The following is a 14,795-nucleotide window of genomic DNA, read 5'->3' as shown; positions in this document are numbered from 1 at the left end:
GCGGTGCTGTTGGATGGCCCGCATGAATCCTTCTGACGAGATCCTGGACATCGTGGACGAGAACGATGTGGTCGTGGGGCAGGCCCCGCGCGGCGAGGCGACCGCCCGGGGCCTGCGCCACCGGTGCGTGTTCATCGAGGCGCGGGACGCCGAGGGCCGGGTCTTCGTGCACCGCAGGACCGCGACGAAGCTGGTGTTCCCCTCGCACTACGACATGTTCGTCGGCGGGGTGGTCGGCGCGGGCGAGAGCTACGACGAGGCGGCGCTCAGGGAGGCTGAGGAGGAGCTGGGCGTCTCCGGGCTCCCGCAGCCGGAGCCGCTGTTCACGTTCCTGTACGAGGACGAGGGCGGCCACCACACCTGGTGGTCGGCGGTCTACCGGGTCAGGTGCGAACTGCCGGTGGCCCCGCAGGTGGAGGAGGTCGCCTGGCACACCTTCCTGGACGACGCGGAACTGGAGCGGCGGATCGGCGACTGGCTGTGGGTGCCGGACGGGCTGGAGTGCTACCGGCGCCTGCGGGCGTTCCGGGATGCCGCCTGAGCCGGTCGGAGGTGATCGGAAAAGCGGCGGACGAGACCGCCGGGCGGTCTAAGGTCCACGCGTGAACGAATTCGTACAGAGCATGCGGCTGTGGTTCGCACCGGAGGGCGTCCGCGCCGAGGGCGAGACTCCCGACTACCGCTTCTCGCTCGCCAACGAGCGGACCTTCCTCGCCTGGATCCGGACGGCGCTGGCCCTGATCGGCGGGGGCTTCGCGGTCGACCAGTTCCTGCCGGAGCTGTCCCGGGCGGTGCGCACGGGGCTGGCGCTCGCGCTGCTCGCGGCGGGTGTGCTGTGCGCGCTGCGGGCGGTCAACCACTGGGTGCGGTGCGAGCGGGCGATGCGGCGCGGCGAGGACCTGCCCGTCTCGCGTTTCCCGACGCTGCTGAGCATCGCGGTCGCCGTGGTGGCGGTCGCGATGGTGGTGGTGGTCCTCTTCGGCTGGGAGGGCCGGTGACCTCCGGGGAGGAGCGCGACCCGGGTCTCCAGCCGGAGCGGACCCGGCTCGCGTGGCGGCGTACGACCCTGTCGTGCACGGTGGCCGCGGTGCTGGCCGTGCGGCAGACACTGCACAGCGGGGCGACGGACACGGCGGTCATCGCGCTGTCGCTGAGCGCCCTGGCCTGGCTGGGGTTCCTGTGGGTCGCGAACCGCCGGGTGCAGAGCATGCGCGGCGCCCGGCCGCGGCCGATGGAGGCGTCGGGCGCGATCACGGCCGCCGCGTGCACCGTGGCGCTGGCGGTGTTCGCGGCGGCGATGCTGGTCTGAGGGCGGGGCGCCCGGGTCAGCCCTCGGGAGCGTCCCAGTCCACGGTGACGACGATCTTGCCGCGGGTCCGGCCCTCCGCGTTGAGCCGCTGCGCCGCCGCCGTCTCGGCCAGCGGGAAGACCCGGTCCACGTGGACGGTGACGATGCCCTGCTCGGCGAGCTCCGCGAGGTGCGCGAGGTCGGCGGCGTCGGGCCGGACGAACGCGTACCGGCCGCCGTACGAGAAGACCTCGGGGTCGACGATGGAGGCGAGCCGCCCATCGGGGGCCAGAGTGTCGGCGGAGGCGCGCAGGGCGTCCCCGCCCACCGTGTCGAAGGCGGCGTCGATGCCCTCGGGTACCAGGGCGCGCAGCCGGTCCGCCAGCCCGTCCCCGTACGCCACGGGCTCCGCGCCGAGCGTGCGCAGGTGGTCGTGGTTGCGTTCGCTCGCGGTGCCGATCACGCGGCAGCCCGCGTGCCGGGCGAGCTGGACGGCGAGCGAGCCGACGCCGCCCGCCGCCGCGTGGACCAGGACGGTGTCGCCCTCCCGGACGCGCAGGGTGCGGTGGAGCACCTGGTAGGCGGTGAGCCCGGCCAGGGGCAGGCCCGCCGCCTCCTCGAAGCTGAGGCGCAGGGGCTTGCGGGCGAGGGTGCGCACGGGCGCCGCCACGTACTCCGCGAAGGTCCCGCGGCTCAGGAAGTCCTCGCGCACATAGCCGATGACCTCGTCGCCGACCGCGAACTCGTCCACGGCGACGCCCGGCTGGACGACGACCCCGGAGACGTCCCAGCCGGGGATCACCGGGAAGACCGTGTCCAGCAGGCCGTCGAGCTTGCCCTCCCGGGTGGCCCGGTCGACCGGGTTCACGGCGGCGGCCCGGACCTTGACCAGGACGGTGTCGGGGCCCACCTTCGGGTCGGGCCGCTCGCCGTACTCCAGGACGTTCTCGTCGCCGAACCTGCTGTAGCTGATCGCCTTCATGCCTCGACCCTCGCGGCGGTCCGGGGTGTCCGCAACTCAGCCGCGTGTCACCAGCGCGGGATCGACGGGGTCCGCCAGTCGGGCTCGGCCTTGCGCATCGCGGCGGCGTCGTCGCGCTCGCGCATCGTGCCGTCGTCGTCCAGCCAGCGGCGGTGCAGCGCGGCGAGGCGGTCCCGGTCGAGCTCGACACCGAGACCGGGGGCGTCGGAGACGGTGAGGCGGCCGTCCTCGAAGACATGGCGGGCGGTGATGACGTCCTCGGTCTGCCAGGGATAGTGGCTGTCGCAGGCGTAGTCCAGGTTGGGGACGGTGGCCGCCACGTGCGTCATCGCGGCCAGGCTGATCCCCAGGTGGGTGTTGGAGTGCATCGAGAGCCCGACGCCGTGCAGGCGGCAGATCGCGGCGAGTTCGCGGGTGCGGTACAGGCCGCCCCAGTAGTGGTGGTCGGACAGGACGACCTGGACGGCGTCCCGGGCGAACGCCTCGGGGACCTCGGCGAGCGTGGTGACGCACATGTTGGTGGCCAGCGGGACGTCCGTGGCGGCCGAGACGGCGGCCATCGCGTCCGTGCCGCTCGCCGGGTCCTCCAGGTATTCGAGGACGCCCTTCAGCCGCTCGGCGACGTACAGCGAGGTCTCCGCGGACCAGGCGCCGTTGGGGTCCAGGCGCAGCGGCTGCCCGGGGAACGCCTCGGCGAGCGCGTGGACGGCGGCGATCTCCTCGTCGGGCGGGAACACGCCGCCCTTGAGCTTGAAGGAGGAGAAGCCGTGGTCGCGGGCGAACCGGCGGGCCTGGGCGACGACCCCGGCCGGGTCGAGGGCCGCGCCCCAGTCGTCGCGCTCCCCGCCCTCCGGGTGGGCGGCCCAGCGGTAGAAGAGGTACGCGCTGTACTCGACCCGGTCGCGCACCTTGCCGCCGAGCAGCGCGTGCACGGGGAGCCCGACGGTCTTGCCGAGCGCGTCCAGGCAGGCCACCTCGAAGCCGGAGACCACGGAGAGCCGCAGCTTGTCCGCGGTCTGGACGCCGCGCAGCCCGCCCGCGTCGACGCGCTCGTCGGCCGCCCGTGAGTCCCCGCACACCTCGTCGGCCAGGGCGAAGAGCCCGTTCACATCGCTGACCGGGCGTCCGGGCAGGGCGGCGGCCAGGGGCCTCGCGAGCTCCAGGTACTTGCCGTCGCCGTAGGTCTCCCCGATTCCGGTGACCCCGCCCCGGGTGACGACCTCCACGACGAGCCGGGGGGTGTACGGCTGGTGGACGCCCTGGGTGTTGAGCAGGGGCGGGTCGGCGATGAGGATCGGGGTCAGCCGGACTTCGTCGATGAGCAGCGCGGTATCCATACGTGAACCCTATTCAGGGATGCAACCGAGCACCAGGGGCGGGGCGGTTCCGGTACCGGAGACTCCGCATCCGGTTGCGGGGACGCACTGGACGACATACCGACTGGTCGGCATCATGAGAGCGACCGTTCGCCCACCCCGGAGGTACGCACGATGAGCCACGCCCATCCGCCAGGTCTCGATCTCGACCGGCTGCGCGGACACCTGGACCGCGAGCGGCCGGGACTGGTGGGCGGACCGCTCGACGCCCGCGTCGTGGAGGGCGGCCGGTCGAACCTGACGTACCTGGTCACCGACGGGGCCGGCCGCTGGGTCGTCCGGCGTCCTCCGCTGGGGCACGTCCTGGCCACCGCGCACGACATGAAGCGCGAGCACCGGGTGATCAGCGCCCTGCACCCGACGGCGGTCCCGGTCCCCGAACCGCTCCTGCTCTGCGAGGACGACTCGGTCATCGGCGCGCCGTTCTACGTCATGGAGTACGTGGAGGGCACCCCGTACCGCACGGCGGAGCAGCTGGTCCCGCTCGGGCCGGAGCGGACCCGCGCCGCGGTGCTCGCCCTGGTCGACACGCTGGTCGAGCTGCACGCCGTGGACCCCGGCGCGGTCGGGCTCGGCGACTTCGGACGGCCCGAGGGCTTCCTCGACCGGCAGCTGCGCCGCTGGGGCAAGCAACTGGCCGCCTCCCGCAACCGCGAGCTGCCCGGCATCGAGGAGCTGCACGCGGCGCTCGGCCGCGAGCTGCCCGTCTCCCCCGCGCCCACCGTGGTGCACGGCGACTACCGCCTGGACAACGCGCTGATCGGCGCCGACGACGAGATCAAGGCCGTCCTCGACTGGGAGATGTCCACGCTCGGCGACCCGCTCACCGACCTGGGGCTGCTCGTCATGTACAGCTCCGACCTGGGGCTGGCGGAGTCGCCGGTCTCCACGACCAGCGGCGCGCCCGGCCACCCCTCCCCCGCCGAGCTGATCGAGCGCTACGCGGCCCGCTCCGGCCGCGACACCTCCGCCATCTCCTGGTACACGGCGTTCGCCTGGTTCAAGCTCGCCGTGATCCTGGAGGGCATCCACTACCGCTACACCCTGGGCCAGACGGTCGGCGGCGGCTTCGACCGCATCGGCGACCTCGTCCCCGTCTTCATCGAGCACGGCCTCACCACCCTCCAGGAAGGCTGACCCCCATGGACTTCGCATTCGACGCCCGTACCGAGGAGCTGCGCACCCGGCTCCTCGCCTTCATGGACGAGCACGTCTACCCGGCCGAGCGGATCGCGGACGAGCAGCGCGCCGGGCTGGACTCGCCGTGGCGGACCCCGCGGATCATCGAGGACCTGAAGGCGGAGGCCCGCGCGCAGGGGCTGTGGAACCTCTTCCTGCCGGGCACGGAGCACGGGGCCGGGCTGAGCAATCTCCAGTACGCGCCGCTGGCGGAGATCCTGGGCCGCTCGCCGCGGCTGGCGCCCACCGCGACGAACTGCGCGGCGCCGGACACCGGGAACATGGAGGTGCTGTCCGAGTTCGGCACGGACGAGCAGAAGAAGCGGTGGCTGGAGCCGCTGCTGGCCGGGGAGATCCGGTCGGCCTTCGCGATGACGGAGCCGGAGGTCGCCTCCTCGGACGCGACGAACATCGAGACCCGGATCACCCGTGACGGCGGTGACTACGTCATCAACGGCCGCAAGTGGTACATCTCCGGGGCGATGAACCCGGACTGCGAGATCTTCATCGTGATGGGCAAGACGGACCCGGACGGCGCGGACATCCGCCGCCAGCAGTCACAGATCCTGGTGCCCCGGGACACCCCCGGTCTCACGGTGAAGCGCGCCATGCAGGTCTACGGCTACGAGGACCACTGGCACGGCGGTCACGCGGAGGTCGTCTTCGAGGACGTGCGCGTCCCGGCGTCGAACCTGATCGGCGAGGAGGGCGGCGGCTTCGCCATCGCCCAGGCCCGGCTGGGTCCTGGGCGCATCCACCACTGCATGCGGCTCATCGGCATGGCGGAGCGGGCGATCGAGCTGATGTGCCGCCGCGCGGTCTCGCGTACCGCCTTCGGCAAGCCGCTCGCCCAGCAGGGTGTCGTGCAGAACTGGATCGCGGACGCCCGGGTCACCGTCGAGCAGCTGCGGCTGCTGGTGCTGAAGACGGCCTGGCTGATGGACACCGTCGGCAACAGGGGCGCGCACACGGAGATCCAGTCCATCAAGATCGCCACCCCGCGCGCGGTGGTCGCCATCCTCGACCAGGCGGTGCAGCTGCACGGCGCGGGCGGGGTGAGCCAGGACTTCCCGCTCGCCGAGCTGTGGGCCTCGGCCCGCACGCTGCGGCTGGCGGACGGCCCGGACGAGGTGCACCAGCGCTCGCTGGCCCGGCGGGAGATCAAGAAGTACCTGTAGCGCTTCAATAGCCCCCCGACGGTACGTGGTCGGCCAGGGCCAGTTCGCGGGCGAAGGCCCGCACCCGCAACAGGGTGCGGGCCAGCAGCCGGACCGGGAGGGGGCGGTGCGGGCCGTAGGCCGCGGTCCACAGGGCCGGGATGCGGGTGGAGCTCTGGATGTGCGCCATGAATCCAGCTTGACCCCGGCCCGGGAGGCGGTCCAACAGATGGATTCGCTGGCACCCATCGATAACGTAGATGCATGGAGATACGCCAGCTCCGCCACTTCATGGCGGTGGTCACGCACGGCAGCTTCACCGCGGCCGCCCGCGCCGAGCTGATCGTCCAGTCGGCGCTGAGCACGTCCGTGCGCAACCTGGAACGGGAACTGGGCGCCGAGCTCTTCGACCGCACCGGCCGCCGGGTGGTCCTCACCGAGGCGGGCCGGGCGCTGCTGCCCGCCGCGCGCACCGTGCTCGCGGGCACGGACGCCGCCAGGGACGCGGTGGCGGCCGTGTCGGGGCTGGCCACCGGGCGGGTCCGCGTCGGCGCGATCCAGACGCTGACCTGTGTCGACCTGGCCGCCGAGCTCGCGGCGTTCCACCGGCTGTGGCCCGGGGTGCAGATCTCGCTGCGCGAGGCGACGACACCGGAGCTGGTGGCGGCGGTGCGCGCCGGGGAACTGGACCTCGCCTATCTGGCCCCGGACGCCGCCGAACTGCCGGAGGGCATCACCGCGTTCGCCACCTGGCACGAGGAGCTGGTGCTGATCACCGCGCCCGGCCACCCGCTCGCGACGGCGGGGCGCACCCTGATCAAGGATCTCGCCGACGAGCCGTTCGTGGACTTCCGGGCGGGCACCGGCCTGGAGACGGCGGTGCGCAGGCTGGCCGCGCACTGCGGTCTGGAGCGCCGCATCACCTGTGACGTCACGCAGATCCGGCTGCTGATCGACCTCGTCCGGGCGGGCATCGGGGTGGCGATCGTGCCGCGCCGGATCGGCGAGGACGCGGGGCTGCCGTGCGTGACCATCCGGCAGCCCGAGCCGGGCCGGACGGTGCTGCTGGTGGGCCGGGCGCCCCGGCCGCGCAACCCGGCGGCGGAGGCGCTGCTCGACCGCCTGTGCGGCCGGGAGCCCGCTACGGCCTGAGTGCCCGGAGCAGCAGGTCGGCGAGGTGGTCGGCGACCTCCTGCGGGGTGAGGGGGCCGTCCGGGCGGTACCACGTCGACAGGTGGTGGACCGAGCCGAAGTGGTAGTCCACGATCAGGTCCGCCGGGGTGGCGGTGGAGAAGACGCCGCTGCGCTGGCCTTCCTCGACCAGGGCGCGGAAGCGCTCGTGGTAGCGCCGCCGCTCGCCCCGTACCTGCTTGTTCTTCTCCGGGCTCAGGTGGTGCATGGAGCGGAAGAAGATCGAGGCGTCGTCCAGGTTCTCGATGGTGGTGACGACCACGTCGGCCGCCGCGTCGCGGAGCCGCTGCTCGATGGGCGCCTCGGCGTTCGCGAAGGCGTCGAGCCGCTCCTGCTGGAGGCGCAGCACCCGGGCGTACACCTCCTGGAGCAGGTCCTCCTTGGAGCCGAAGTAGTGGTACAGCGCCCCCTTGGTGACTCCGGCCGCCTCCACGATCTCCTGCACCGAGGTGCGGTCGTAGCCCTGCTCGGCGAAGAGCCGGGTGGCGGCGGCCAGCAGTCGCTGCGGGACGGGGGTGCCGCTCCCGTCCGTCTCCTTGGCCATAGCCGCCGCCTTCCTTCCGTGCGTACGCGTATGTCTTCTAGCGGGCTGAACGCAGTTCCCGCCTGAGGATCTTCCCACTTGCCGTCTTGGGCAGCTCGGCCAGGATCTCGACCTCGCGCGGGTACTTGTAGGCGGCGAGCCGTTCCTTGCAGTACGCGCCCAGCTCGTCCGGCTCCGCGGACGCGCCCGGACGCAGGCTGACGTAGGCCCGGACGGTCTCGCCCCGGTAGGCGTCGGGCACGCCGACGACCGCGGCCTCGCGGACGGCCGGGTGCGTGTAGAGGACGTCCTCCACCTCGCGGGGCCACACCTTGAAACCGGAGGCGTTGATCATGTCCTTCTTGCGGTCGACCACGTAAAGCCAGCCCTCGCGGTCCATGAAGCCGATGTCGCCGGTGCGCAGTTCGCCGTCGGGGAAGGCGGCCGCGGTGGCCTCGGGCAGTCCCCAGTAGCCGGAGACGACCTGCGGACCGCGCACCGCGATCTCGCCCTGCTCCCCGAAGGGCACCTCGGCGCCGTTCTCGTCCAGGATGCGGACGACGGTGTCCGGCCCGGGCACGCCGACCGAGAGGGTCCCGGAGACCGGGTCGACGGGGGCCTCGCGCTCCGGGGGCACGGAGGCGCAGGGGGCGGTGCACTCGGTGAGGCCGTAGCCGTTGCGTATGTACGGTCCGAAGCCCGCCCGGAACTTCTCCACGAGCGCGGGCGGCAGCGGCGCGCCGCCGGAGGAGATGACCTGGAACGACGCGAAGTGCCCGGGCGTCACGCCGGGGGTCGCGGCCAGCGCCATGAAGGCGGTGGAGGGCCCGACGGTGTACGCGGGGCGGTGCTCGGCGAAGGCGTCGAGGACGACCCCGGGGTGGAAGCGGTAGGCGAGGACGAGGGTGCCCCCGTTGGTGAGGCAGGCGGCCAGCTGGCAGACCATGCCGGTGATGTGGAAGAGCGGGGCGAGCGCGAAGTAGGCGGCGCCCTCGGGGACGGGGTGGCCGGTGCGCTGGCGTTCTGCGTTGACCATGATGTTGCCGTGGGAGTTCAGGGCGCCCTTGGGGGTGCCGCTGGTCCCGGAGGTGTAGCTGATCAGCGCGGTGTCGGCGGCGGTGAGCTCCCGCCCGGCGGGGGCGGCGAGGCCCCGGCGGGCGACGGCGACCAGGTCGTCGGCGTCCCCGGCGACGGGCAGCCGCTCGAAGTTCAGCACCCGCTCGTCGTTCTGCGTCTGGAGGTCCAGCTCGCAGGCGGTGACCGCGATCCGGACGCCGGGCGCTGCCGCGGCGGTGTCCCGGAGATACCCCTCCCAGGCCCGGTCCGAGCAGATCAGGGCGGTGACCTGGGCGTCCTTGAGTACGTGGCCGACCTCGGCGGACTTGTACATCGGGTTGAGCGGGACGACGGTGGCCCCGGCCTTCCAGGCGCCGAGGAGCGCGAGGACGAACTGCGGGGAGTTCTGGAGCATGATCGCGACCCGGTCGCCGCGCTCCAGGCCCCGGGCGGCGAGGTGTCCGGCCACGGAGTCGGAGAGCTCGTCCGTCTCCCGGTAGCCGAGGCGGCCGTCGAAGTAGGCGAGTGCCGGGTGGTCCGGGGTGCGGCGGGCCGACTCGCGGAAGGCGTGCACCAGGGTCTCGGCGGGGTGGACGGGGGCCCGCTGGGCCTCGCTGAGCAGCGGGAGCCAGGGCTTCGCCGCGTAGATGGAATCGGTCATGCTCCGGTCTCCTCCCAGGTGCGCTGGAGGCGGTTCATGCCGCGGATCCAGCGGTCGGTGTCGGCGGCCCTGGCCTCGTAGTAGCCGGCGACCTCGGGGTGCGGCAGGACCAGGAAGCGGTCCTCGGCCATGGCGTCGAACAGGGCGTCCGCGACGGCCTCGGGCTCGATGGCGCCGGGGGCGAGGACGAGTTCGCCGGCCGATCCGGCGGCGGTGAGCATGTCCGTGCGCACGCCCTGCGGGCAGATCGCGTGGACCTTCACGCCCCGGTGCCGGTAGGTCAGCGACAGCCACTCGGCGAAGGCGACCGCGCCGTGCTTGGTGACGCTGTACGGGGCGGCGCCGATCATGGTGAGCAGCCCGGCGGCGGAGGCGGTGGAGACGAAGCGGCCGCTGCCGCGTTCCAGCCAGTCCGGGAGCAGCGCGCGGGCCGCCCGGACGTGGGCCATCACATTGACGTCCCAGGCCGCGGCCCAGACCTCCTCGTCGGCCAGCGGGTCGCCCGGCGAGGCGAGCCCCGCGTTGGCGCAGTACACGTCGATGGTGCCGTCCAGGGCGTCCCGGGCGGCTTCCACGATCCGGGAGGCGTCCCCGGCGACCGGGATCGCGCCGGTCTCCTCGGCGAGCGCCGCGATCCGGGACGCGTCGAGGTCGTTGACGACGACCCGTGCGCCCTCGGCGGCGAATCTGCGGGCCAGGGCGGCGCCGATGCCGCCTCCGGCCCCGGTGACCACTACGCCGGCGCCCTGCACCGTACTCATCGCTTCGCACCTCTCAGCCGACTGCACGGGCAGACTAACCAGTCGGTATGTCGTGTGGGAAGGGGTGGCGCGAGGGAAAGGGGCGGCGGCACCCCATCGGCCACTCCCGGCGCGGCGGCCCCGTCCGACACGTTCCCCCGGGCCTCCCGGCGCGCTAGCGTGCGTGACCATGACACTCGTCGCGATCTTGGAGGTAGCCGAATGAGCCTGTCCAGGCGTGGTTTGCTGACCGCCGGCGGTGCGATGGGAGCCCTCGCGGCCACGGGCGCTTCGGCGGGACCCGCGGCCGCCGGCACGTCGCACGGCAAGGGCCACGGACACGGGAACGGGAACGGGCCGGGGGTCCGTACCGGCTTCGACCGGCTGGCGGCGGACGGCTACGCCCTGCTGAAGGGGCAGCGCGTCGGCGTCGTCACCAACCCGACCGGGATCACGTCCGACGTCCGGCACATCGTGGACGTGATGCACCCGGACGAGCGGGTGGATCTCGCCGCTGTCTTCGGCCCCGAGCACGGCTTCCGGGGCACCGCGCAGGCGGGCGGTTCCGAGGGGCGCTACGACGACCCGGCGACCGGGCTGCCGGTCTACGACACGTATCTGAAGAGCGGTCAGGCGCTCGCGGACGTCTTCACGGCGTCCGGCGTGGACACGATCGTCTTCGACATCCAGGACGCCGGCGCCCGCTTCTACACGTACATCTGGACGCTGTACGACTGCATGGAGGCGGCCGCGCTCGCGGGCAAGAGGTTCGTCGTGCTGGACCGGCCGAACCCGGTGTCCGGGCGGGCGGCGCTCGGTCCGGTGCTCGACCCGGCGTTCGGCACGTTCGTGGGGCGCCGGGAGATCTCCCAGGCGCACGGGATGACGGTGACCGAGCTCGCGCTGCTGTTCAACGGGGAGTTCCTGAAGGACCGGCCGGCCGAGCTGGAGATCGTGAAGATGACGGGGTGGTCGCGCTCCGACTTCTTCGACGCCTCTGGGCTGCCGTGGGTGCCTCCGAGCCCCAACATGCCGACGCCCGACACGGCCCTCGTCTACTCCGGCACGTGCCTCTTCGAGGGGACGAACCTCTCCGAGGGGCGGGGCACGACGCGCCCGTTCGAGCTGCTGGGCGCGAAGGGCATCGACCACACGTGGGCGGACGCGGCCAACGCGCTGGAGCTGCCCGGGGTGGCGTTCCGCGAGGCGTACTTCGCGCCGACGTTCTCCAAGTTCCAGGGCGTCACGGTGGGCGGGGTGCAGCTGCACGTCCAGGACCGCGAGGTCTTCGACCCGGTGCGTACGGGGATCGCGCTGCTGATCACCGCGAAGCGGACGTGGAGCGGGTTCGCGTGGCGGTCGGACAACTGGATCGACAAGCTGACGGGGAACACCCGGGTGCGCACGATGATCGACGCGGGGGCGGACCTGGACGAGGTGACCGGCGCGTGGGCGGATGACCTCGCGAAGTTCCGGGCCGTCCGGAAGCGGTACCTGCAGTACCGGTGAGTGTGCGGGCGGGCCCGCGCACGTGTTGCCTGTGCGCGGGCCCGCCCGGCGAGCCGGTTCCGTCCTCAAACGCCGGACGGGCTGGGTTTACCGGTGGCTCGGGAACTCCACCACCTGCTGGTACGTCGGGCGGTTCTGCCAGTGGATGGCCTTCTGGGAGATGCCGCCCAGCGCACGGTGGATGATCGAGTCCGTGCACCACTGCTCGCCGGCCTTGCAGTTGTCGTCGGCCGGGTAGACCTCGGCCGCCGGGACCGCCGCCGCCTCCTTGAGCGAGGTCAGCAGCGCCGTGCGGCAGGCGCTCAGGTCGCCGCCCCCGCAGTACGACTTGGCCAGCGGGCCCTTGACCTGCTGCCCGAGCACCTGGCGCAGGTCCTTGTCGGCGAAGCCCCACCAGCCGTACTGGAAGGCCGAGCCGCTGTGCGCCCCGCTCGGCCCGTGGCTGGCGGCCGGGGACTCATCGGTGGCGAGGTTCGCGGTGAGCGCGCCGTACAGGTCGTCACCGAGACCGGGCCGGAACTCCGCCTCGATCAGCCGCGGCCACCAGGCGTCCATGATCCGGACCGCGTCGGCGTGCCCGTACGTGTGTGAGCCGGGGCTCGTCTCCTTGCGCTGGGCGCCCGACGCGCGCCAGGAGTCCAGCTGCTGGACCACCGCGTTCAGGTCCGGATCGGTGACCGGCTGGGAGCGGATGACCTTCAGCAGCTCGGGCAGCAGTTGTTCGCCGCGCAGGTCGGTGAGGGCCGCGTCCGCCATGGCCCGGGTCAGCGAGGCGCGGGTCACGCCGCCCTCGGCGACGAGCTCGGAGACCCGGTCGTCGAGCAGGTCGCCGCGGTGCACGGCGCTGAGTCCGAAGCCCGAAGCGGCGTACCCCTCGGCCTGCTTGTTGTTCCAGGAGATGTAGTAGTCCTGGCCGCTGGAGTGCGGGTGCTCGGCGAAGGCGGTGTACGCGGCGGTGTTGGCGGCCGGGTCGTAGCCCTGCCACTCGTACGCCTTCTCGGCCCGGATCGGCAGCGCCGGGTCGACGCCGGACGGGCGCACCGGGTTCATCCCGCTGTTGTAGTAGGCGGCGGTGCGGGAGTCGGCGTAGAACCAGTTGAAGGCGTAGTCGATGTTGCTCGCGGCCCGCTGGAAGGAGGCCGCGTCGGTGACGTACGCCGGGTCGTTGAGCATCTGGAAGCCGATGATCGAGTCGGCCTCGTGCCGGTAGGTGGAGCGGAGCGAGGTGTACGCGACGGGCTTGCCGCCCACCGTGGCGCGGTGGGTGACGATGCCGTAGTTGGTACGCCACACCTGCATGCGGTACGAGCCCTTGGCGGTGGAGTCCGCGACGGTGGGCTTCCAGGAGTTGGACTTCTCCATCTTCTCCATCGCGGTGCAGGTGCCCCGGTAGAGGTAGTGCGTGGAGTCCTTGGCGGGCGTGGAGCCGTCGGGCTCGCAGAGGTCGACGGCGTAGGTGTCGGTGATGTCCTGGCCCGCCGAGGTGGCGCTCCAGGCGTAGTCCTGGCCCCGGCCCATCTGGATGTACATCCCGACACCCGCGAAGGAGACGCCGCGCGCGCTGATGCCGGGGCCCTGGAGCTCCTGGAGCATCATCAGCTGCGGCGCGAAGTAGCCGGTCTGCGGCCCGAACACGGCAACCGGGTGCCCGCTCGCGGTGCTCTTGCCGGACACCAGCAGGGCGTTGGACATCCCGCGCTTCTGGGCGCCGGAGCCGGACCCGGGCAGCGAGCCCTCCGGGATGACGCCGTCGTCGAAGACGCCCTGCGCCTTCTTGAGTGCGGAGGGCGCCTTGACCGGGGCCTTCACCCCCGTGCCCGCGGAGCCGGTGCGGTCGTAGATCAAGGGTTCGGCGGTGACCGAGCCCCGGTCCGGGAGGGCGGTACCGACGGCCTTGTCGGGCTTGCCGGCGTACGGGAAGGAGGTGCCGTCGTGGATGGTGAGCACGGCCTCGGGGTCGTTGCGCTGGCGGAACGACTCCCACACCTTCGTGCCCTCGGCGACCCCGTACTTCTGCTGCGCGGAGAGCAGCGACAGCGCCGCCTGCACCTCGCCGCCGCCCCCGCCGCCGAACTGGCCGCCGACGACCGAGGCGATGGAGATCAGGTCGGTGAGCTTGAAGGGCTGGATCTCACCGATGTTGGTGATGGAGTCGATCTTGCCGGTCAGGACGTACTCGCCGGGGAAGTAGCGGCCGTCCTTGGACTTCTTGCGGTAGGCGTTGATGCCGTCCACGTACGCCTGCGCGTCCGCCATGGCCTGTTCGCCCCTGGCGCCCTCATGGGTCCTGATGTATTCGACCTGGGCCTCCAGATCGGCCTCGGTGTACGGGGCCTGCGGCCAGAACTGCTGCTCCAGGCCCTGGTTGGCGAGGGCCCCGCCGGCGAACGAGGTCAGCTCGCCGCGCCCGATGTGCCGGAAGAGGTCCATCAGCCACAGCCGGTCCTGCCCGGCCGCGTACCCGGCGCCGAACTCGGTGCCGTAGCGCGTGGTGCCCTTGATGTGCGGCACGCCGGAGGACTTGTCGCGGGTGATCGTGACGTCGTCGCGTGGCGAGGTGACCGACTCGACCTGGTCCTCCGGGACGCCGAACGAGGCGTCGTTGAAGAAGTCGGTGAGCTTCTGGTCGGTGAGCCCGGTGTGCCCGGCGACCAGCCCGTTGTAGCGGTCGAGCTGGTCGTCGCTGTGCGCGGGATGGGTGCCGAACGCCTTGTTGCCCAGGATCTCCACCAGGGTGGCGTTGCCGTTCTCACCGGGCGGCAGGATGTCGTCGCACTGCCCCTGGCAGTAGTCGGGGACGGCGTCCGCCTCGGCGGCGCCCGCGTGGGGAGCGGCGGCGAGCAGGGACGTACCGAGGGCGAGAGCCGCGGCGAGGGCGGCGGCTCTGGTGGTACCGGTGCGGGTCATACGGGTGCGTGGGGGCATGCGTACTCCTCCGAGAGGCCGATGCGCGGCAGGTTACTGGCGGTATGACCGGCCGGTAAGATGAACATCGGTCACCTTTTCCGAATCACCACATGCCGCCGGATTCTGTGCGGCGTCTCACCTTTCGGACGCTCCGGCCTTTGGATGGAGCCGATCCGGGCAGTCGTACGTCCATCCCCTGACGCCGAAGTACGGGCGACGGAGTACG

The 14,795-nt window shown here is 72.3% G+C and carries 14 protein-coding genes; 7 read left to right on the top strand and 7 right to left on the bottom strand.

The genetic code is table 11. From position 1 onward, the window contains the following. The first annotated feature begins 22 nt into the window (after window positions 1-22). The 3 genes from ACZ6C6_RS22800 to ACZ6C6_RS22790 all read left to right on the top strand — a co-directional run bounded on the left by ACZ6C6_RS22800 (window position 23) and on the right by ACZ6C6_RS22790 (window position 1,309). Window positions 23-541 (top strand): NUDIX domain-containing protein, encoded by a 519-nt coding sequence (locus ACZ6C6_RS22800; RefSeq protein WP_469205113.1) that lies wholly within the window; start codon window positions 23-25, stop codon window positions 539-541. A gap of 61 nt (window positions 542-602) precedes the next feature. After that, complete coding sequence (locus tag ACZ6C6_RS22795; protein ID WP_469205112.1) at window positions 603-998, top strand: YidH family protein; 396 nt, start codon at window positions 603-605, stop codon at window positions 996-998. Beyond that, window positions 995-1,309, top strand: a complete 315-nt coding sequence (locus ACZ6C6_RS22790) for a DUF202 domain-containing protein (RefSeq protein WP_469205111.1) — start codon at window positions 995-997, stop codon at window positions 1,307-1,309. The genes ACZ6C6_RS22795 and ACZ6C6_RS22790 overlap by 4 nt, the downstream gene beginning before the upstream one ends. Window positions 1,310-1,325: 16 nt before the next feature. Here the strand turns inward: ACZ6C6_RS22790 and ACZ6C6_RS22785 are convergent, their stop codons facing one another. Both ACZ6C6_RS22785 and ACZ6C6_RS22780 read right to left on the bottom strand, forming a co-directional pair. Continuing rightward, on the bottom strand, window positions 1,326-2,270 hold the full coding sequence (locus tag ACZ6C6_RS22785; protein WP_469205110.1) for an NADP-dependent oxidoreductase: 945 nt from the start codon (window positions 2,268-2,270) through the stop codon (window positions 1,326-1,328). Between the two features lie 47 nt (window positions 2,271-2,317). After that, the gene (locus ACZ6C6_RS22780) at window positions 2,318-3,607 is read right to left on the bottom strand and encodes a glucarate dehydratase family protein (protein ID WP_469205109.1); all 1,290 of its coding nucleotides are present in this window, start codon (window positions 3,605-3,607) and stop codon (window positions 2,318-2,320) included. Window positions 3,608-3,760: 153 nt separating this feature from the next. On the opposite strand from ACZ6C6_RS22780, the gene ACZ6C6_RS22775 reads away from it, so the two are divergent. Together ACZ6C6_RS22775 and ACZ6C6_RS22770 are read left to right on the top strand one after the other, a co-directional pair. After that, window positions 3,761-4,783, top strand: coding sequence for a phosphotransferase family protein (locus tag ACZ6C6_RS22775; protein WP_469205108.1), 1,023 nt, complete (start codon window positions 3,761-3,763; stop codon window positions 4,781-4,783). Window positions 4,784-4,788: 5 nt separating this feature from the next. Further along, window positions 4,789-6,003 carry an acyl-CoA dehydrogenase family protein gene (locus tag ACZ6C6_RS22770; RefSeq protein ID WP_469205107.1) on the top strand — a complete coding sequence of 405 codons (1,215 nt, stop codon included), beginning with the start codon at window positions 4,789-4,791 and terminating at the stop codon, window positions 6,001-6,003. Between the two features lie 4 nt (window positions 6,004-6,007). On the opposite strand, the gene ACZ6C6_RS22765 is transcribed toward ACZ6C6_RS22770, so the two are convergent. Further along, window positions 6,008-6,172 (bottom strand): hypothetical protein, encoded by a 165-nt coding sequence (locus ACZ6C6_RS22765; RefSeq protein ID WP_469205106.1) that lies wholly within the window; start codon window positions 6,170-6,172, stop codon window positions 6,008-6,010. A gap of 74 nt (window positions 6,173-6,246) precedes the next feature. Here ACZ6C6_RS22765 and ACZ6C6_RS22760 point away from each other — a divergent pair, with 74 nt between their 5' ends. After that, entirely contained in the window at window positions 6,247-7,134 is an 888-nt protein-coding gene (locus ACZ6C6_RS22760) for a LysR family transcriptional regulator (RefSeq protein WP_469205105.1), read from the top strand. On the opposite strand, the gene ACZ6C6_RS22755 is transcribed toward ACZ6C6_RS22760, so the two are convergent. The 3 genes from ACZ6C6_RS22755 to ACZ6C6_RS22745 are packed head-to-tail and all read right to left on the bottom strand — an operon-like array spanning window position 7,124 to window position 10,174. Continuing rightward, complete coding sequence (locus ACZ6C6_RS22755; protein ID WP_018103668.1) at window positions 7,124-7,717, bottom strand: TetR/AcrR family transcriptional regulator; 594 nt, start codon at window positions 7,715-7,717, stop codon at window positions 7,124-7,126. The two genes, ACZ6C6_RS22760 and ACZ6C6_RS22755, sit on opposite strands and share 11 nt — an antisense overlap. 37 nt (window positions 7,718-7,754) lie before the next feature. Next, complete coding sequence (locus ACZ6C6_RS22750; RefSeq protein WP_469205104.1) at window positions 7,755-9,413, bottom strand: AMP-binding protein; 1,659 nt, start codon at window positions 9,411-9,413, stop codon at window positions 7,755-7,757. Next, window positions 9,410-10,174, bottom strand: coding sequence for an SDR family oxidoreductase (locus ACZ6C6_RS22745; protein ID WP_469205103.1), 765 nt, complete (start codon window positions 10,172-10,174; stop codon window positions 9,410-9,412). The genes ACZ6C6_RS22750 and ACZ6C6_RS22745 overlap by 4 nt, the downstream gene beginning before the upstream one ends. A gap of 201 nt (window positions 10,175-10,375) precedes the next feature. On the opposite strand from ACZ6C6_RS22745, the gene ACZ6C6_RS22740 reads away from it, so the two are divergent. Then, window positions 10,376-11,662: an exo-beta-N-acetylmuramidase NamZ family protein gene (locus ACZ6C6_RS22740; protein WP_469205102.1), complete on the top strand. Its 1,287-nt coding sequence runs from the start codon at window positions 10,376-10,378 to the stop codon at window positions 11,660-11,662. 87 nt (window positions 11,663-11,749) lie between these two features. Here the strand turns inward: ACZ6C6_RS22740 and ACZ6C6_RS22735 are convergent, their stop codons facing one another. Next, a complete protein-coding gene (locus tag ACZ6C6_RS22735; RefSeq protein WP_469205101.1) occupies window positions 11,750-14,587 on the bottom strand; it encodes a penicillin acylase family protein in 2,838 nt (945 codons plus the stop codon). Window positions 14,588-14,795 lie beyond the last annotated feature (208 nt).

The organism is Streptomyces sp. NPDC041814, assembly GCF_055590565.1.
Note: the sequence above shows the minus strand (reverse complement) of the source record. Positions and strands in the feature narration are given on the sequence as shown.